The sequence below is a fragment of the Flavobacterium sp. RHBU_3 genome (assembly GCF_046613565.1).
Classification (GTDB): domain Bacteria; phylum Bacteroidota; class Bacteroidia; order Flavobacteriales; family Flavobacteriaceae; genus Flavobacterium.
This window is the reverse complement of sequence record NZ_JBKJHC010000010.1, coordinates 136,925-155,705: the sequence shown is the minus strand read 5'-3', so window position 1 is coordinate 155,705 and position 18,781 is coordinate 136,925. Positions and strand designations below refer to the sequence as shown.

Here is an 18,781-nt window from a genome sequence, read left to right as displayed (position 1 = left end):
GCTTGATTTAGAGTAAGTAGAATCTTTAAGTTTGGCCAATAAAGAGGTGTATAATTAGAAGTTTACAACGATAGGTGTTGGTTCTTCATTCCATTCTTGACCTAGTAAAATTCTTCCATTAGCTTTTTTACTTCTTTTTACACCATCTTCACCCCAAGTACCCCACTGCTTAAAGAAAAATGATACGCCTTGTTCATCACATTGTCTTTGAATGTCTATAGCCCATTCAGGATTCATTGGGCGTGCTTTATGCCCACTTTCACCTCCAACAATTACCCAGTGAATGCCTGTTAAATCCAATTCACCAACAGCATCTATTAACGGTTCAATAGACAGAAATCGAATCTTAGCATTAATTTTTCTTAGATAATCTATCCTGTTTTTTGTTTTTGCAAATTCAACAGTAACTCCTAACCAAACATTATCAGGAACTAAACGTGTTTTGAAATAATCCGCTAGGATTTCTTCGCGCTTAGTTAGTATTTGATATTGATGTTGGGGAGTTTCTCTAATAACTTTAAATACCCGGTCTAAATATTCATAAGGCATTTTCTCGTGAAATAAATCGCTCATAGAGTTCACAAAGAATTTTGTAGGCTTCTTAATCTTCTTAGGAAGTTCCAATCTGTCGGGCATTAGTGTGAATTCAAATCCGTTCTCATACCCAGGAGTACCCATGGCCTGAAGTCTTTTAGCCATTGTTTCAGCATAGCAGTGTTTGCAACCGGCAGTAACTTTATTACATCCTGTTGAGGGATTCCATGTTGCTTCTGTCCACTCTATTTTTGAATATTTCATATTAAAACAATATTTGCATCATTTGGCGGAGCCAAATTATGGATTTTTTGAGAACGAGTGTTTAAAGCTGCAATTTTATTATTCTTTTGTAGTTGAACTAAAACCTTGTTACAATGTTTTGGAAGGCAGCCGTATTCCAAAGTGTATAGATAGCATTTGTGTAAAGTCACAATTTTTTTTGAAAGAATAAGATTTTCCAATTCATTCTCGTAAAAACTAATCTTTTTTATTTTATTGTCTTCTTCAAATAGTGAAACTTGTCCTTTTATAATATTTTCTTCATCAATATTAAAGTTAGCATCACCAGTATGAGGATTAATTTTCCAAGCAACATTTAAGAATTTTTCTAGCCCTAATGAATGATTTGAACCAAATATTAGGCCATAAATATTAATGCCTTTCTTTATTGAAAATGGAGCAAGCATATAATCAGTGCTTATCAGGGATTTGTAATAGTCAAAAACAACTCGATGACTATGAAATGGTTTTGTTTCATCAAATTTTTCTTTTGTTATACTTATGTAATTTTTGAACTCATCTAACTCTTTAAATCTTCTAATGAACGAAGATGAAATAAAAAAGATGAAATCAGTTCTTTTGAAAGAGATTAACTTTTTAAATATTTCGCTTGTAATCTCTTTAATACCGTACTGATCCAAGAACATTAATCTTGGATATTCAGTGTTGAGCATCATCTTTGGATAAATTTCTTTAAAAAAATCTTGAAAAGGTTTGTTGTAATAAACAATTTCCACAGTTTCTTCATTATAACCAAAGTCTTTAATATTTGCTTTCAATCTATCTAGACTTACTTTTTCTTTTTCATTAAAGATTATTTTGATTTTTACCTTAGTTTGTTTTACTAATGCCTCGTATTCTTTCAATACATCCAATATAACTAATGGACTGCCATGATTGCCAATCGAATCTTTTCCTTCACCTGCAAAAAAATCATATATAAAAATTGTACTCCAAAATCTTTTCTCATACGAAGAGATAAACACAGGTAGCCATTCTCTTAAATAAAGCTTGAAGATTTCTAATTTGGCGTTTGTTCCTTCATCAAAAGGTTTAGAAAATAAATCTTTTGCCATAACTTATTTGTGTGCATGTTGGTTAATGTGAAAATTATGAAAATATTTTTTTTGTTAAGCAAAAAGAAAGTAATAATCAAATATAAGAAAAAAATTAGTTAAATGATTTTTTTCAACTATTTTTTTTTTTTTTTTTTGTTTTATGCGACAATCACCCCACAAAATCACTCCCTTTTCCTCATCCGTACCAAACCCATTCCTCCACTACAACCAGTCAAAAAAAACGCACAATAATAGATAATAATAGGACTTATTACGCCTTTTGGTTAAGCCGCTAAGAGGCTTAAAAGCTCAGCGGCTCTTAATTTTACAATTCATCCTTGTTTTTCTACAGTTCGGTAATTCGTATTTTTAAGGGCAGGAAAATGTTTGCATCTTTGCTTCATCAAAATATAACAACCATTAAATCTGACAATTATGATACGCATTATTACTACAGCTTTTCTTTTTATCTGCGGCATGCTTACCGCACAAACACAATACGAAACCGGTATGAAAAAAGCGTTCGGCCTGTGGGGCGAGGGCAAGTCTACCGAGGCTTCGGCCATGTTTGAGCGCATAGCGGCGGTAGAGAAAGACAACTGGTTGCCCAGTTATTATGTAGCGCTGGTAAACACTACGGCGGCTTTCCAAACCAAGGATAAACAAACCATTAGCGCCCTGCTTATTAAGGCCCAGGCTGCCCAGGATGCTGCCAGCCTACTGTCTGAAAACAATGCTGAACTGCTGGTAATGCAAGCCATGATATACACCGCCTGGATAGTGTATGACCCTATGACAAACGGAATGAAATACGGCCAGAAGGTAAACGAAACCTATGCCAAAGCCGCCATGATATCGCCGGAAAACCCGCGTGTGGTGTTCTGTAAAGCAGAGTATGATTTGGGTTCGGCTAAGTATTTTGGTACCGATACCAAGCCTATTTGCGCACAGGTAGAGCGTTCACTAACTCTTTTTGCTAACTTTAAGCCTGAAACGCCGTTTCACCCTACATGGGGTAAAGACCGCGCCGAAGCCACAATGGCGCAGTGCGGTGAAAAGAAATAATATTGTAAATTACTGAATATGAAATTTTTGTTAAGGGAGCTGTTGCGGTCTTTTGTGCTGGGGATTATAGTTTTTGTAGCACTGCTGCTGGTTAATGTAGCCGGCGGTTACCGCCCCGGGTTCGACTATGTGCTGCTGGTACAGTTCTTTTACATCATGTTGTATTCGGTTTTACTGCACCTGGCTAACACCGGGGTGTATAAACTTATGGACCGTATTTTTGCGGGGAGCCGGGTATCGGTAAAGCGCAGTTTCGTAGGGTTTTTGTGTTCGTTTTCGGTGTCGTCTGTCATTATTTTCCTGCTCAGGATATTTGAGGATGTAGTAATGGAGGGCAAGCCGCTGTCACGTTTTTTTGCCGAAGAGCGCATAGAAAATTACTACGTGGCTATAAGTATTACGCTGATTGTAACCCTTTCGCTGCATGCGTTTTACTTTTATAAGCAGTATCAGGAAAACCGCCTGAAGCAACAAAAAATAATAGCGGGTACGGCCTCGGCTAAGTTTGAAACGCTTAAAAACCAGATAGATCCGCACTTTTTGTTTAACAGCCTTAATGTGCTCAGTTCGCTTATAGAGGAAAACCCAGAGAGCGCGCAGAAGTTTACCACGTCGCTCAGTAAGGTGTACCGTTATGTACTGGAACAGAAGGATAAAGAGCTGGTGAGTGTGGAGGAGGAGCTTGCCTTTGCCAAGACCTACATGAACCTGCTGAAAATGCGCTTTGAAAACAGTTTGTTCTACGAACTGCCCGAAAAGCTTGAAAATCCCGAAGCCATGGTGGTGCCGCTTTCGCTACAGTTGTTGCTGGAAAACACGGTAAAGCACAATGTGGTGAGTCAGCAAAAGCCATTGCACATCAGGATATTCGAACAAAACGGCTACCTGGTGGTACAAAACGATTACCAGAAAAAAGAGGTACTGCAAGACCGCCGTGGGGTGGGGCTGCAAAACATTTTTAGCCGATACGCAATTATTACTGCCCGCAAGGTGCAGATAGAACAGGACGAGAAATATTTTACCGTAAAACTACCCATGCTAACAAAACAAGTTACTATTATGGAACCCGTATTTACTGAAGACCAGGAACGTTATAACAAAGCCCTGAAACATGTAGAAAACATTAGGGGTTTTTACAGCCACCTGTTTTCTTATTTGGTAATAATTACCGGCCTTACCATACTGAACTTAACTACCAGCCCGCAGTACCTTTGGTTCTTATGGCCTGCGCTGGGGTGGGGCTTCGGGCTGGCGGCGCACGCCATGAGTATCTTCCATATTATACCCTTTATGGGGCGCGACTGGGAGGAACGAAAAATTCGCAGCCTTATGGAAAAGGAAAAAAACAACCGCTGGAGGTAAAATGTTTATAGTTCATTGTTCATGGTTTGTTGTTGCCACTCTGCCATAACAATGAACAGTAAACAACGAACAGAATAACAATTAAATCATCATCATCATATCACAATCAAAAATGGAGTCAGTCATGAATCATATAAACGAACAGGAAGCCTATAAAAGGGCTAAGAAAAGGGTGAAGGAAATCAAGGGGTTTTACATTAACCTGTTGTGCTACTGCATTGTTGTACCTGGGCTTATTATTACCAATGTAATATTCACGCCGGAGTTCCACTGGTTTTGGTTCTCATTACTGGGCTGGGGCACCGGGTTGCTGATACACGGGCTTAATGCCTTTAACGTAATGCCTTTCCTGGGAGCAGGCTGGGAAGAACGTAAAATGAAAGAGTACCTAGATAAGGAAGAAGACGTGAGCACCAATGCTAAAAAAGACGGGTTATGGGAATAAACAAATCGTATAATGCTGCCGATGAAGCCCTGAAAAGGGTATGGCAGGTACGCAGTTTTTACATGCACGTTATGGCGTATGTATGTGTAAACGGGCTATTGCTTACAGGGAAGTTCTTTAAATTCGGGTTACCCGACAGCTTTTGGGATACCTCACTTTTTATAACAATAGTGTTTGCCGGAATCGGGCTTTTAGGTCACTGGCTGTGGCTATACGGATACAGGCTGTTTTTTAGTCACGAATGCGAAAAAAAACTTTTACAAAACAATATAGAGAACCAGGAGGTTCAGTTTCAAAAAATAAAACAATATACTACTATGGAAAATATATCATTTGAAGAACAGGCAAAATATGACAGGGCCCGTAAAAGAGTAAAATCGGTAAAGGGTTTTTACAAGCACTTTATGATTTATATAATGGTAAACACCATAATGCTGGCCATGAAATGGTTTAACCTTGATGCCGGCGAAGAGTTCTTTACGTTTCAAACATTCAGTACAGCCTTCTTTTGGGGAATAGGTGTTGTGTTTCATGCCTTTGGTGTTTTTGGCACCGATGCTTTGCTGGGTAAGGGCTGGGAAGAACGTAAAATGAAAGAATACCTGGAAAAACAGGACAGAAGCCACACATCTACCAAGTGGGAGTAAGCTTACTGTTTGGCAAGCTTGGCGCGGGTCTTACTTAAAAACTCCGCCGAAATACCCAGGTAAGAGGCTATATAATGCTGAGCCACGCGCTGTGGCAGGGTAGGGTACATTTCCAGGAACTCAAGGTACTTGTCCAGCGCGGTTTTACTAATGGTATTAATAAGCCTGTTTTGGGTAACCCACAGGTGGCGCTGCACCAGTATACGGAAGGCACGCTCAAAACGGGGAGCCAATTCAAAAAGCTGCTCCTTAGTATCGGGGTTAAACGACAGGAATTCACAGTCTTCAAGCGTTTCAATGTACAGCTTGCTGGGTTTCTGGTCGTAAGCACTACTGGATATATCGCCCACCCAGGCATCTTCTATGGCAAACTGCAGTATTACCTCAAACCCGTTGCCGTCTATATAATACTTACGCACACAGCCTTTAATTACAAAAGCTTCAAAGGTACAAATGTCGCCTTCGTGCAGCATAATGGTTTTCTTAGGCACTTTTTTAAATTCCAGTAGCGAATTAAAAATATCCAGCTCTTCATCCGAAAAGTTTACGTAGCGGCTAATGTTCTTGTTTATCTGGGTATACGGGTCCATAATGCGTGAGAGGTTTACACAAATATAAGAAGATAGCCACGAAATTTTTCAAAATTCGGTTTTTCAAAATTTAAATATTTTATGGTTTAAATTTTAAAAGCTTATATAAAGCCTGTAAATTGCTTGTACGTTTAAACAACCAATATGTAATTATGAAATTAATTTTATCTCTTGTTTTTAGTTTCTTTATTCTTAATCAGGAATTTTCCTATTGGAAAGTTAACGCTATAAAAAACATTGAAAATGAGAGCTATATTGTAATAAAGAACGACAATAATGAATTTGGGTTAATTGTAAATGATAATGATTCAATTATTGTAGACAGCTCTTTTAGTAAGCTTGAGGTTAATAAAACCTATCGGTTTTTACTACTTGATGAATCACGGACTTTTAGAGGTGAACAACCTCAATTTTATGGAGTTGTTACATCAGATACCACGGTTGTCCGCATATGGGATGTGAAAAAAGATGGTCCATATCCTAAGTTGTTTAAAGCTTTAAATGTGAAAGGAGTCTATATAAAGGAAAAATAAAGTTTTATATAATCATTGGTGTATTTAATTGTTTAGCCACGAATTACACGAACAATCACAATTTTTGAATTAGTGTGTTTCGTGTAATTCGTGGCTAAATATATCCTCTCAGGCAAGTTAGTTTACAACTCCTTCATGCCCAGTTCGCGGCGGATAACCTGTTCAAAGGTTTTTTCGCTTGGGCGTGGCATATCGGCATTTACTATATTGCCTTCATTATCTATAAGTATAAAGCGTGGTATGCCCTGTATATCATAGTCTTCGCTAAACTTGTCTCCGTTGTCACTGTGCAGTTGCAGCACGCTTTTGCTTTTAAGTTTGGCTTCAAGGAACCACTTGTCCATCTGTTGATCTGTACTTATGGCGGCAAACTGTATGTTTTCTCCTTTATATTTAATAGCCAGTTTTTCAAAGTAAGGTGATTCCTGCCTGCATGGCCCGCACCACGTAGCCCATACATCTATGGCCAGGTATTTTCCTTTAAACTGTTCCAGTGAAACGGGTACACCTTTAAGGTCGCTTAGGGCTATAGCCGGGGCAGATTTACCTTTGTCTATACCGCCCAGGGTTTTGTTTAGTGCCAGTACATTTTGTGTAAAGTGCCCGTTTGTAAACGTGTGGGCATAGTCGTTAACCAGCGTTTCGCGTTCAGATGCATCACTTGCTTCGCGCAAACTGTTGCGCAGCTGCCATACCATCATTTTGTCTTTAAAGATGCCCGGTTTCAGTTTGGCTATGGCGTGCAGCGCTTTGGTGTTTTCATCGGTATCTGTTTCGTCCTTAAAAATCATAAGGCTGCGCACGTAATTAAAATAGTCTTCACTACCCAGCATCGATGCATCATCAAGCGGTACCATTTTCTTTACTTCGGCAATGTCGGCATTCTCAGTAGTTGCTTTACCCGGGAACATTACCTTGCGTTTTTTTAGGAAATCCTGCCAGTAGTTCAGGAAGGTAAGGGTGCGTATTTTTTTTAGCTTGGTTATGTAATCCGGCCCCGGAACGTAGTTATCAGCAGTGCGGAATTTACTGGTTTCTTCCATGTCCTCTTTCCACTCTTTATAGAGTTGGCTGCTAAAAGACGTTACATTGTCAAGATTTGAATTAGAATCAAGCGAAAACTGTACCATGCTAAACGCCGGTGTTTGCTTTTCATTAAATGCGTTTTCGGCCAGCCTTGTACCGGTAACTTTGGTTTCCAGTGCTTTGCCGTATTGTTTTACATTAATGTTAATACTGTCTTTAGTGCCAAAAATAATATTGCCGTTAAGGCCGTTGTCCAGTACAAAGCGGTAAGAATCCAGAGGTATATCCTGCTTTAATTCATAATGGAATTTATTATCTGTAACCGGTATTATGGCTATGGTATCGCTAATAAACAGGTCGGTAATTACTATGCTGTGGATTTTGTTTTTACTGTCTATAGCACCACTTATTATGGTTTTGTTATGGCGGGCTGTGCTTTTGGGGCTAAACATAAAGGCTGTTATTCCCAGGGTTACTACCAGTGTTGCAATAAATGCACCTATGCGTTTTCCACTTCCAAAAAAAGCAGCCTTAAATCCTTTATGCCTGTACCAGTTAAAACCGATATACACCATAAGAATGGCTAAAACCAAAGAAGCCAACTCTGTTATGGTAATAGGATAACCCAGTTCGCTGCCCTTTTTAAAATCGGCTACGTGGCCTATAACGTTTAGCGGGTACCATGCCGGCAACACTTTAAACAATGAAAGGAACAGGTAGCCCAGCAGCATAAAGAAGCCGATAAGGATACTCCATACGAAGCTGGGTATTAATACCGAAATCATGTATTGCAGCGCGGTAAAAAACAACCCGGTTACAAACAGCCTCAGTACTATTTTTAGTACGGCACCTGCTTCAAAGCCAAAGGTAGCTGCCTTAGGTGCTTCGGTAAACAACAGCGTAATACCGCCGCCCACATAGCTCATGATAATAAGCGACAGTATAGAAATAAGATTGGCCGTAAGTATCATGGTAAGCTTGGCGCTATAAATATCCCATCGCTTTATGGGTTGGGTTTCCATAAGCTGCCAGCCCCCGTTGCGGTGGTCGGTCTGGGTAATACGGCTTACGGCTATAATAATAAACAGCGGAAAGAAAAATTGTGCATAACCGCCCAGCATTTCTTCCATTATTTTAGTGAAGTAATTATAAGGTATAGCATCGGCTTTTTCGCTGCCCATGGTGTATTGTACAATCATTACAATTGCATATACTATAGGCATAAAAGCCCCCATACCGGCAGCCAGCCAAAACAGCCCGGTGCCTTTCTTTTTTATGTATTCGCCCTTAAGGGCTGTAGTAAACGTATTCATAATCGGGTGGTTTTTATTTTTGGTTGATTAGCGACATAAACCATTCTTCAAGGCCATTTAGTACTTTTAATTCGTATACTTCGGCACCGGCAGTAACCAGCTTGCGCAAAAATGCGGGAATATCATTGCGGCTTGGTAATTCCAGCAATAACTGATTTTCGGCTTCGCGAAGTACATCCGGGTGGTCGGTAAGGAGTTTGGTATGCCACCCTGCGGCATCGTTAATGGTAAGCTGCACACGGCACGCACCCGACGCAGAAGCGAGTTGGCCAATAGTGCCTTCAAAACGCAGTTTGCCTCGGCTTATAATACCCACATGGGTACACATACGCTCTACTTCGGCCAGCAGGTGACTCGATACAAATATGGTAATACCTTTCTCCTTGTTTAGCTTAACAAGTAGTTGACGTATGTCGCGCATGCCGTTAGGGTCAAGGCCGTTTACAGGTTCGTCCAGCAACAACAGCTCAGGTTCGCCCAGTAGCGCCATGGCTATCGCCAGGCGTTGTTTCATACCCAGCGAATATTGTTTAGCTTTTCTGTTTGCATCGCGTTGCAGGTCTACCAGTTCCAGTACTTCGGGTATTTTATTTTCGGGTATGTTCCGCATGCGGGCTATGTAGCGCAGGTTGTCTTGCCCACTAAGGTGCAGGTACAAGGCAGGGCTTTCTACTAGTGAGCCTATGCGGTGAAATACTCCGGGCATTTGCCCCTGCAACGGCTTACCAAACAGCTTTATAGAAGGTTGCTGCTCGGCAAGGATGCCTGTAAGCAGGCGCATGGTGGTACTTTTACCGGCGCCATTTGGTCCCAGGAACCCATAAATTGACCCTTTCGGGATGTTTAATGAAACGTTGTCAAGGGCTTTTCTGCCCTTAGCGTATTGGAAGGTAAGCCCATCCGTTTGGATAATGTTTTCAGGCATGATTGTTTCCGATTGGTTTGAGATGCTAATATAACACTAAAGCATCATACTTATTATAATAATAGGTGTATCGCCTTACATATTTGTTACAACAAATGTGTTTAAAATCCATGCCTTATAAAAAACAAATGGCACGGATTAAAAATCCGCGCCATTATATTGGGCTGTAAATTAATAGCCAAACTAAACTGAAACCTACTCTGCAGTGGGCTCCCATAGTTCTATCTTATTACCGTCGGGGTCGTATATCCAGGCAAACTTACCATAAGATTCTTCCATGCGGTTATCGTCTACACGTACGCCGTCGGCTTTTAGTTGGGTTATAAGTTCATCAAGCCCTTCCACGCGAAAGTTCATCATAAACTGCTGGGTGTCGCTGCCAAAATAGCCTGTGTCTTGCTTAAAGGGGGCAAATACCGTAGGGCCGGCTTCCTGCTGCCATGCCATGCCGTTAATGCCTAAATGCTTGTTATACCATTCGGCCAGCGCCTTGTGGTCTTTAGAACGGAAGAAAAGCCCTCCGAATCCTGTTATTTTTGCCATACAGATGTTTTTGATTATATATTAATTGTTTGTAACAGCCTCGTGTGTAATATCTTTCTTTTTAAGGATTAGTACTGTTATTATTGATATTATGATACCTAAAGGTAATACTTCTGTGTAAGTTATTGCTATTTTAAGGAAGGGGTTGTTGTACATTGCTGCAAATTCTTTCATTTCGGCAGCCTTTGCCTGTATTTCAGCGGCGCTCTTACCTTCCTTAGCCATAGAATTTAATACTGCTTTGCTATATTGCTCTATAAAATCAGGACTGAAATATGCCGAATAAATAAGCCATGCCACTACATATACGGTAGAAGTAATCAGTGCTATAAGCAGCCCTGCCTTTAGGGCTTGGCTAAAGCTGATAAACCCGCCGTTTTCCTTATCGCGATAGTTTTTTATGGCTACATATATAAGTGAGAATGCCAGCAGCATGGAGGCGTAGCCCACTACCATGCTCAGGGTACCGTGTGAATTTCCTCCGGTACCTTCTAATATAAAGAAACCTGAAATACTGATAATGCCACCAATTAGGCCATTTAGGATAATGCTTTTTTTCATGCGTAAAATGTCTTTTGGTTAATAATTCCTGCTGCAAAATTGGTAACCTCGCGGCACATTTTCCTCATACTAAAGTATGATTTTTGCGGCTAATACTTTAGTGTGATACGGTGTTTAACTGATGATATTCAGTAGTTTTGCTTTTTCCACAGCCTGGGTGCGCCTTTTTACATCGAGTTTTTCGTAGATTTTAGACGAATGTGTCTTAACTGTATTCAGCGATACAAAAAGCTGTTCGGCAATCTCGGCATTGCTCATCCCCGAAGCCATAAGTTGCAATACCTCCAGCTCTCGTTTGCTCAGCACATCGGATTCAGTTACCGTAGCAGGCGAGGGGATGATCTCTACCTTGCGTTCCACAATTACAGTCTCTTTTTTTGGTTTGGCAAGCTTCAGTGTTAGCCATATCCCAAGCCCGGTAAACACCAGTGCTATAAATCCCGTATAGAGTTCCTGTCGGCTGCTTATAATAAGGAAACGGTATTCGGCCCAGCGTAATGCCAGTAATAGTAATGCAAGGCAGGCGCCGTACAGCAATATATCACGATATTTTTTAAGCCAGTGGTGCATTGAGGTGTTTTGGGCAAAGGTAGAAATTGATAACTAATATTTCCACCGGATTAAAATAGTATATACATAGCTGTAATAACCGATGTGTTGTACTTCTAATGATACTTCTTCATATTCACTGTTATTTCCAATTACAGCCAGCCGCCCGGTCTTTTTGTTGAGGTCATAATTTTTTATGGTAATTTCCTTATCAAGGATTTTTTTGAACAATTCGGGCAGGTGCACTTTCTTCATTAAAGCAGAATATTCGCCTTGTAAATATTTAATGAATTCATCGTCAGAAATTGGTTTGTCTGTCCAAATTTCTTCTTGCCCACTGATTGTGGTAAAGGTTATTGATACACTTTCCTTTTTATAGTTTATCAGAAAAGTGTAGGGCATGTCGCTTATTACGCCTCCCAAAGCATATACTTTGGGATATTCATATACTTTAAGGTTTTTGTCAGCTTTTATTTTAGGTATTGATATCGTTTCCTGTGCAATAGCCCCAAGAGAGATACAAATAAAAATGATTATATTAATACACTTATATTTCATACTTCAAAAGGTTGTTTATGCTAAGATAACAAAATCCTATAGTGTTGTATTGCACCGCTTACTTTTACAAAGTATTTTTGGTAAAAATTACGTACTATGAAAATGGTGATCTCTCCGGCCAAGTCGCTGGACTTTGAAACAAAACTTCCCGTAAAAAAATATACCGAACCGGCTTTCCTTACTCAGGCAGCCGAAGTACACACTGCCGTTAAAGATAAAACCCCTGCCCAGCTGAGCAGCCTTATGGATATAAGCGATAACCTGGCGCAACTAAACTGGCAGCGCAACCAGGACTGGCAGCCACCTTTTACACCTAAAAATGCACGACCTGCCGTGTATGCCTTTAGCGGTGATGTATACGTGGGGCTCGACGCCTATACACTACCTGCCACTAAAGTAAACAAACTACAGGACAGCCTGCGCATACTTTCGGGATTGTACGGGTTACTTAAGCCTCTGGATCTTATACAGCCGTACCGCCTGGAAATGGGTACGCACCTGCCGGTAGGGGAGAACAAAAACCTGTACGAGTTTTGGAAACAAACGATAACCGAAGCCCTGAATGCAGAACTTGCCGATGGCGAACTGTTTGTTAACCTTGCCAGCCAGGAATACTTTGGCGCTGTAGATGTAAAAGCACTAAAAGTACCTGTAATTACCCCGGAGTTTAAAGACTATAAAGACGGTAAGTTGCGTATGGTGAGCTTTTTTGCAAAGAAGGCTAGGGGTATGATGGTACGCTACATTGTAGAAAACAACGTAAAAACCCTAAAAGGGCTTAAAGGCTTTAATTATGACGGCTATGCTTACGACGATAAGCTGAGTAAGGGGAACACACTGGTGTTTACACGATAAAAGACAGGTTTTTTCTAAGGTAATATCTATAAATAAACAAGGGCAGTTCATAATGAACTGCCCTTGTTTATTTATGCTTACAAAGCCTCTTGATATTCTATGGTTATATGGTGTCCATAAAACAACCCTGACGAACCGATATCAAATCGCAATTCAAGAGCGTTAAACTCTTCCAGATAATCTACCATATGTGCTTTACCTTCTACACCATCAATGGTTAGCGTAAATACGTTTCCGGTGGTGGTATACGTTCCGGTAGTGATAGGCACTTCAACATCCAGTTCTCCGTCAACTTCGCATGAGTTATATACGTCTACCGTACCGTTGTTGTTAAAGTTGTAGTAATATTTTACTGCTGTAACTTCCGGATTGTCACAATTGGGAACAAAGACCATATCGTCAAACGCAATTTCTGTAGTAACCCATTCGCCGGTTACCTCGCCGGTATAGGGGTTGTGCAGGCCGTTGTCTACATTGTTGTTGTCATCGTCAGAGCAGGCAACCATAACGAAGCCTAATAAAAGTAAAAGTGTCTTTTTCATAACATTGGTTTATCGGCCAAAGATAAAAACTACATTCTTAAAACTTTTATAAAAAAACTCTAAACCATTAATAAAATAAAGCGTTTAGCCCTTAAGGTTACCTTTTAGTTTGCCCATAAACTGTTTAAAGGCAGGCATCATTTCTTCAAACAATGCGTTGTCTTTGTTGCGCAGCATAACTTCTCCAAACATTTTAAGGCCTATGGCAAACTCGGTGCTTTGTCCCATATCGCCAAAAAGGTCTTTCTGCTGCATCATGTCTATGATGTTAAACAGGTTGTCGTGGTTGTCAAATACCACCTCCACACGACGGTGCAGGTCTTCATTAGCCGGGCTGTAAACGTGTTCAAGGGTTACCTTGTAGTGATTGTATTTTTTGTTCATTTTCTTGTGATATGATGATTATATAATAAAAAGTGATGTGTGTGCGGGGTAAAAAAACCTGCCGGCATGGATGTGTCACGGCAGGTTTGGGAAATATATAAATGTAGTTAAGTTTCTACGAGAGTTCATAGTTTACAGTTCACGGTTCACAGTTTTAAAGCCGGAATCAAATACGCGGCACTGCTAACTATGAACTGTAAACCGTGAACTGTAAACTTTTAGTGCATTGCATCGGCCATATCTATCTTGGTTTTACCCTCCTTAACTAAAAGGATAAAAGGAATACAAATGGCAAATAATATACCCAGGTACAGGAATATATCCATGTATGATAATACGGTTGCCTGTTTTAGTACTGCACCTTCCAGCGCTTTATAAGCTTTGCCGGTAGCTTCGGTAATACTGTAACCTTTGGCCATAAAGCCGGCAGTAAGCTGTTGTACGCGTTGCTGTGTTTCGTAATCATATACTGCCTCATGTGATACAAGAGTGACCCTGTGCGATTGCGTGAAACGCGTTACAAACGTACTGATGATGGCAATACCAAACGAACCGCCCAGCTGGCGTAGCATACCGGTAAAAGCAGCACCCTCGCCAATGGCTTTACCTTTAAGCGTACTAAGCGACATGGTGGTAATAGGAACGAATAGTAGCCCAAGCCCCACACCACGCAAAATTAGCGGATAGAAGAAGTGCTCTGTGCCGGTGTCTGGCGTCATAATACTGAACATCCAAAATGTAAAGCCTACGAATATGCTGAAACCTGCCGCTACCATGTACGTCTTTTTTACGCCTCGTTGTATCATTTGCCCTACAAATGGCATCATAAAGGCGGTCATTAGTGAACTTGGTATTAATAGTAAACCTGCATCTGTAGCGGTCCATCCTAAAATAGACTGGGTGTAGATGGGGATAACAAATGTTGACCCAAATAACCCGAATCCCATGATGAACGACATTACGGTACCTATTCGCAGGTTGCTGTCTTTAAGTACCTTCAGGTTTACAATAGGGTGTTCGTATACGCTTTCGCGCCATATAAACGCCAGTAAGCCAAAAACACTCATTACGCTAAGGCTTACAATAAGCGGGTCTTCAAACCAGTCGTCCTGCTGTCCATGCTCCAGTACAAACTGTAGCGAGCCGATGAACATTATCAGAAATATCATACCCCACCAGTCTACCTTATCAGCGCTCAGTTTTTCGCCGTACTTAGGGCTTTTTACATATATCAGCGTAAGCATTGTGGCTATAATACCCAGTGGTACGTTAATGTAAAATATGTAAGGCCAGCTCCAGTTGTCTACAATCCATCCACCCAGTGGCGGACCCAGGGTAGGGCCTACAATTACACCCATACCGTATATGGCCTGTGCCATACCACGTTTTGCTACGGGGTAACTTTCGGTAATAATGGTTTGTGCTGTTACCAGCAGGGCACCACCACCCATACCTTGTATAAATCGGAATACTACCAGTTCCCAGATGTTATCGGCATTACCACACAAAAAAGAAGATATGGTAAAGATGATAATAGATGCCGCAAAATAGTTACGGCGGCCAAACTGCTGACTCAGCCAGCTGGTCATGGGTATTACAATTACGTTTGCTATTGCATAGGCTGTAATTACCCAGGCCACATCGGTAAGGGTAGCGCCAAGGCTTCCCCTCATTTCGTTTAATGCAACGTTTACAATGGTAGTATCCACTATTTCGAGCAGGGCACATAGTACCGCTGTTATCGTAATGATAACCCGCCTGAAACCGTATTCTACCAAATCGTCGCTTACGGTTGCTCCTCCTGCCATAATATTATTTTAAGTGTACGTCTACCTCTACGTTCATACCCGGACGCAGTAGTTTTACTTTTTCTTTGTCGTTAGCCTCAGTAAAAGTGATTTTTACAGGAAGCCTTTGTACTGTTTTTACGAAGTTACCGGTAGCGTTATCCGGAGGTAGTAGCGAAAAACGTGCACCTGTAGCAGGGCTGAATGAGCTTACTGTACCTTCAAATTCCACACCAGGAAAAGCGTCGGCTTCAATGGTTACTTTTTGGCCCGGTACCATTTTGGTAAGCTGGGTTTCTTTAAAGTTAGCCACTACCCATGGTTGTTCGCTGTTAATAATGTAAAACAGTGCCTGGCCCGGTTGTACAAGTTGCCCCGGCTGAATGTCTACAGCGCTTAGTTGTCCGTCTACGGCAGCAGTAACCACAGTATAGCTTAGGTTAAGTTCGGCAGCTGCAAGTGTAGCTTTTGCTTTTTCTATGTTGGCTTTTGCCACTTCGGTTTGTTTGCTGCTTACAGTGCTGCGGCTTACGCTGGCACTACGCTGGCTTTTACTTGCAGCTTCGGCTTGTTGCAGTACCCTTAGGTTAGCCTCGGCTTCTTTTTTAGTCGCTTCTGCCTGCTCAAACTGTTGTTTTGTGATACTCTTGTTAGCATAAAGGTTTTTGTAACGCTCGTAGTCGTTATTTGCCCTCCATACACGTACTTTGGCAGCTTCTATGTTTCCTTGCGTCGAAGCAATGTTAGCATCGCTTACCGATACGCCTGCAGCAGCACCGCCTACATCGGCTTTTGCAGCCTCGTAGCTTCCTTCTGCGGCAGCAAGGGCAGCTTTAGCTTCCTCCACACGTACCACATAGTCTTTATCGTCTATTACAAACAGCGTGTCGCCTTTTTTTACCTGTTTGTTATCCTCAACATATACTTTGGTAATATAACCCGATACACGCGGTATAATAGGGTTCATATTGTTTTCTATCTGGGCGTCGTCTGTTGTTTCGTGCGCCTGAGAGTGTATGTATTTGTAAGTTCCGTAACCACCGCCTACAATTACAAGGGCAATAAGTATAACGAGGAACTTTTTATTTGTTTTCTTTTTTTCTTCCATGGCTAGGTGAATTATTTGTTCTGTGTAAGGTTAAATGAGTTTGTTAGTTTTCCCGAAGTGTTTAGCAGCTCGTAAAAACGCTGGGTTATATCGGCCCTGCTGAAGGTTTCATTCAGTTTTGCCTTAAGCTGGTCTACGTCGGCTTCAAGAAGGTCGTTTGTATCTACCAGTCCGTTATCATATTTATCTTTTACAATACGGTAGTTTTCGGCGGCCTGGGTTACAGCCTCGGCATATACTTTATTTTGTTTTACAGCCAGGTTGTAGTTTTCCAGCGATTGTTGTACCTGTACTTTTACATTTTCGGTAGCCAGGTCCAGTTGTTGTTGTTGTTCCAGCCTGCGGCTTTCGGCAGCCTGTACTTTCTTTTTGTTTTTAAAAATACCGGCCAGGTCATACGATACGCTTATACCTGCATTGGCAGCATTGTACAGTTCTACAAAGTGCGGCACGTTAAGGTACACATATCCGGCAGAAAGCGCCAGGGTAGGGTAGTAGTCACCTTTGGCTATTTTTACGTTGCTTTCGGCAGCTTTTTCGGCATAGCGAAGTGCTTCCAGGTCATTGCGCTGTGCTACGGCATCGCTTTCGGTAACAGCAGGGTTTACGTTTGTATTTTTAAAATACGCATCGTTTACCGCTACCTGTGTGCCTTCCGGCAGGTGCAGCAGGGTAGTAAGCTGGAAGTTTATTACCGATACGGTTTTTTTAGCGTCTTCCAGTACAATCTCTGTATTGCTTACCTGTAGTTGCGATTTCAGCAGGTCGTTTCGGGCTATAAGGCCGTTTTGTTCCATGGCTGTAAAATCCTTCACGCGCTGGCGGGCTGTTTTCAGGTTTTCCTCTATCAGCAGTACCGATTGGTTTGCTTTATACAGGTTAGTGTACAGCACTATGGTTTGCATAGCCAGTTGTTCCTTTGTATTGGCTGCGTTAAAGGTTTCTGCCTTATAGGCGTTTTCGCTTGCAGTAATACTGTTCTTAATCTTAAAACCCGAAAACAGGGGCAGGCCTGCGCTTGCCATACCGTACATGGCGCTGTTAACGCTGGGCATAGTAGAGCCGCTGCTACTTGAGTCACCAGAGCTGTCGCTGCTTCCCAGTGGGGCTTTAAGGTTAATGGTAGGGTCGGTTATCCTAAGATAAGCCCCCGATAGTTTTAATGATGGATAGGCGTTGTTTTTTACGTTATCCACTTCCAGTTTAGAGGTGGCTACCTTGGTATCTGCCAGGGTTGCCTCGGTGCTCTTGGTCACTGCCAGGTTTATGGCCTCGTCCAGCGAAAGTTGCCTTTGCTGTGCATGCAGTGCCGTGGCACTAAGCAACAGCAGGCTTACCGGCAGCAGTTTCTTAATGTTCATATGCCAATAGCGCTTTAATGGTTTGTTTAATGTGATGTGTAAGTTCATTTTCTATGTAGTGCTCAAAAGCTTCTTCAGTAACGAGACCCATTGTTTTTTCAAAATAGGATTTGTTGTTTCGAAAGTGCACCAGTACACCCATTATTGTGGTGGGTATAAGGTCTATGTTTATGTCTTTATTAAACATTCCTTTTTCCTGTCCTTCCTGCACAATCTTCCTGAAAATTTCGGCGTTCTCCCGCTTTATTTCCATAAAGCTTTCCATCTCTATAATCCGCTTTTTTGTGGTAAGCTCAAAGTGCATAATCTGGTACATGCACTTGTGTTTATTTATACGGCTTATGTATAAATCTATGAGCAGTTCCACCTTTTGAAAAGGGGAGAGGTCTTCGTTAAAAATACTAAGAAGTTGCATTTTCATGTCGCCGGTGCGATAGGTGATGAGCGCTTCCAGTAGCTTTTCCTTAGAACCGAAATAATAAGAAATCATGGCAATGTTTACGTTCGCCTCACGCGCTATCGCACGTATGGAAGCCCCGTCAAAACCCTCTTCGGCAAACAGCCTTTCGGCTACCTGCAGGATCTCAATCTGCTTATCATTAAATTCAGTCATTGCGATGTGATTTAATTTCGGTACAAAGTTAAACACTTGTTTAAATTAAACGTTTGTTTAAATCGCTTGTTAACATTTTTTTAACAGAAAACGGTTGCGAAAACCACTATAGATAAATTTTATAGTTTATGTTTAAAAAA

The 18,781-nt window shown here is 41.2% G+C and carries 21 protein-coding genes; 6 read left to right on the top strand and 15 right to left on the bottom strand.

The window, feature by feature from the left end:
* Window positions 1-54 precede the first annotated feature (54 nt).
* Window positions 55-798: a DUF5131 family protein gene (locus tag ACLI1A_RS14875; protein WP_411409469.1), complete on the bottom strand. Its 744-nt coding sequence runs from the start codon at window positions 796-798 to the stop codon at window positions 55-57.
* Entirely contained in the window at window positions 795-1,892 is a 1,098-nt protein-coding gene (tcmP, locus tag ACLI1A_RS14870; RefSeq protein WP_411409468.1) for a three-Cys-motif partner protein TcmP, read from the bottom strand. The genes ACLI1A_RS14875 and tcmP overlap by 4 nt, the downstream gene beginning before the upstream one ends.
* Window positions 1,893-2,309: 417 nt before the next feature.
* Here tcmP and ACLI1A_RS14865 point away from each other — a divergent pair, with 417 nt between their 5' ends.
* From ACLI1A_RS14865 to ACLI1A_RS14850, 4 genes are all read left to right on the top strand, one after another.
* Window positions 2,310-2,939, top strand: a complete 630-nt coding sequence (locus ACLI1A_RS14865) for a hypothetical protein (RefSeq protein WP_411409467.1) — start codon at window positions 2,310-2,312, stop codon at window positions 2,937-2,939.
* A gap of 18 nt (window positions 2,940-2,957) precedes the next feature.
* Window positions 2,958-4,301, top strand: coding sequence for a 2TM domain-containing protein (locus ACLI1A_RS14860; protein ID WP_411409466.1), 1,344 nt, complete (start codon window positions 2,958-2,960; stop codon window positions 4,299-4,301).
* Window positions 4,302-4,425: 124 nt separating this feature from the next.
* A complete protein-coding gene (locus tag ACLI1A_RS14855; protein WP_411409465.1) occupies window positions 4,426-4,746 on the top strand; it encodes a 2TM domain-containing protein in 321 nt (106 codons plus the stop codon).
* The gene (locus tag ACLI1A_RS14850; protein ID WP_411409464.1) at window positions 4,737-5,393 is read left to right on the top strand and encodes a 2TM domain-containing protein; all 657 of its coding nucleotides are present in this window, start codon (window positions 4,737-4,739) and stop codon (window positions 5,391-5,393) included. Before ACLI1A_RS14855 ends, ACLI1A_RS14850 begins: the two co-directional genes overlap by 10 nt.
* Before the next feature lie 2 nt (window positions 5,394-5,395).
* Here the strand turns inward: ACLI1A_RS14850 and ACLI1A_RS14845 are convergent, their stop codons facing one another.
* Window positions 5,396-5,983, bottom strand: a complete 588-nt coding sequence (locus ACLI1A_RS14845) for a Crp/Fnr family transcriptional regulator (RefSeq protein ID WP_411409463.1) — start codon at window positions 5,981-5,983, stop codon at window positions 5,396-5,398.
* 152 nt (window positions 5,984-6,135) lie between these two features.
* On the opposite strand from ACLI1A_RS14845, the gene ACLI1A_RS14840 reads away from it, so the two are divergent.
* Window positions 6,136-6,516, top strand: coding sequence for a hypothetical protein (locus ACLI1A_RS14840; RefSeq protein ID WP_411409462.1), 381 nt, complete (start codon window positions 6,136-6,138; stop codon window positions 6,514-6,516).
* Window positions 6,517-6,638: 122 nt separating this feature from the next.
* Here the strand turns inward: ACLI1A_RS14840 and ACLI1A_RS14835 are convergent, their stop codons facing one another.
* From ACLI1A_RS14835 to ACLI1A_RS14810, 6 genes are all read right to left on the bottom strand, one after another.
* On the bottom strand, window positions 6,639-8,855 hold the full coding sequence (locus ACLI1A_RS14835; RefSeq protein WP_411409461.1) for a redoxin family protein: 2,217 nt from the start codon (window positions 8,853-8,855) through the stop codon (window positions 6,639-6,641).
* 13 nt (window positions 8,856-8,868) lie between these two features.
* On the bottom strand, window positions 8,869-9,780 hold the full coding sequence (locus ACLI1A_RS14830; RefSeq protein ID WP_411409460.1) for an ABC transporter ATP-binding protein: 912 nt from the start codon (window positions 9,778-9,780) through the stop codon (window positions 8,869-8,871).
* 195 nt (window positions 9,781-9,975) lie between these two features.
* Entirely contained in the window at window positions 9,976-10,323 is a 348-nt protein-coding gene (locus tag ACLI1A_RS14825; protein WP_411409459.1) for a VOC family protein, read from the bottom strand.
* Between the two features lie 21 nt (window positions 10,324-10,344).
* Complete coding sequence (locus tag ACLI1A_RS14820) at window positions 10,345-10,884, bottom strand: DUF4199 domain-containing protein (RefSeq protein ID WP_411409458.1); 540 nt, start codon at window positions 10,882-10,884, stop codon at window positions 10,345-10,347.
* A gap of 114 nt (window positions 10,885-10,998) precedes the next feature.
* Entirely contained in the window at window positions 10,999-11,454 is a 456-nt protein-coding gene (locus ACLI1A_RS14815; RefSeq protein ID WP_411409457.1) for a response regulator transcription factor, read from the bottom strand.
* 33 nt (window positions 11,455-11,487) lie between these two features.
* Window positions 11,488-11,991, bottom strand: a complete 504-nt coding sequence (locus ACLI1A_RS14810) for a hypothetical protein (protein WP_411409456.1) — start codon at window positions 11,989-11,991, stop codon at window positions 11,488-11,490.
* A 96-nt stretch (window positions 11,992-12,087) separates the two neighbouring features.
* On the opposite strand from ACLI1A_RS14810, the gene yaaA reads away from it, so the two are divergent.
* On the top strand, window positions 12,088-12,846 hold the full coding sequence (gene yaaA, locus ACLI1A_RS14805; RefSeq protein WP_411409455.1) for a peroxide stress protein YaaA: 759 nt from the start codon (window positions 12,088-12,090) through the stop codon (window positions 12,844-12,846).
* Between the two features lie 77 nt (window positions 12,847-12,923).
* Here yaaA and ACLI1A_RS14800 read toward each other — a convergent pair whose 3' ends face one another.
* The 6 genes from ACLI1A_RS14800 to ACLI1A_RS14775 all read right to left on the bottom strand — a co-directional run bounded on the left by ACLI1A_RS14800 (window position 12,924) and on the right by ACLI1A_RS14775 (window position 18,641).
* Complete coding sequence (locus ACLI1A_RS14800) at window positions 12,924-13,388, bottom strand: hypothetical protein (protein WP_411409454.1); 465 nt, start codon at window positions 13,386-13,388, stop codon at window positions 12,924-12,926.
* Window positions 13,389-13,472: 84 nt separating this feature from the next.
* Entirely contained in the window at window positions 13,473-13,772 is a 300-nt protein-coding gene (locus ACLI1A_RS14795) for a DUF3861 domain-containing protein (RefSeq protein ID WP_411409453.1), read from the bottom strand.
* 218 nt (window positions 13,773-13,990) lie between these two features.
* Window positions 13,991-15,580, bottom strand: coding sequence for an MDR family MFS transporter (locus ACLI1A_RS14790; protein WP_411409452.1), 1,590 nt, complete (start codon window positions 15,578-15,580; stop codon window positions 13,991-13,993).
* Window positions 15,581-15,584: 4 nt separating this feature from the next.
* Window positions 15,585-16,667 carry an HlyD family secretion protein gene (locus tag ACLI1A_RS14785; RefSeq protein ID WP_411409451.1) on the bottom strand — a complete coding sequence of 361 codons (1,083 nt, stop codon included), beginning with the start codon at window positions 16,665-16,667 and terminating at the stop codon, window positions 15,585-15,587.
* 11 nt (window positions 16,668-16,678) lie between these two features.
* Complete coding sequence (locus ACLI1A_RS14780) at window positions 16,679-18,028, bottom strand: TolC family protein (RefSeq protein WP_411409450.1); 1,350 nt, start codon at window positions 18,026-18,028, stop codon at window positions 16,679-16,681.
* Window positions 18,018-18,641, bottom strand: coding sequence for a TetR/AcrR family transcriptional regulator (locus ACLI1A_RS14775; RefSeq protein WP_411409449.1), 624 nt, complete (start codon window positions 18,639-18,641; stop codon window positions 18,018-18,020). The genes ACLI1A_RS14780 and ACLI1A_RS14775 overlap by 11 nt, the downstream gene beginning before the upstream one ends.
* Window positions 18,642-18,781 lie beyond the last annotated feature (140 nt).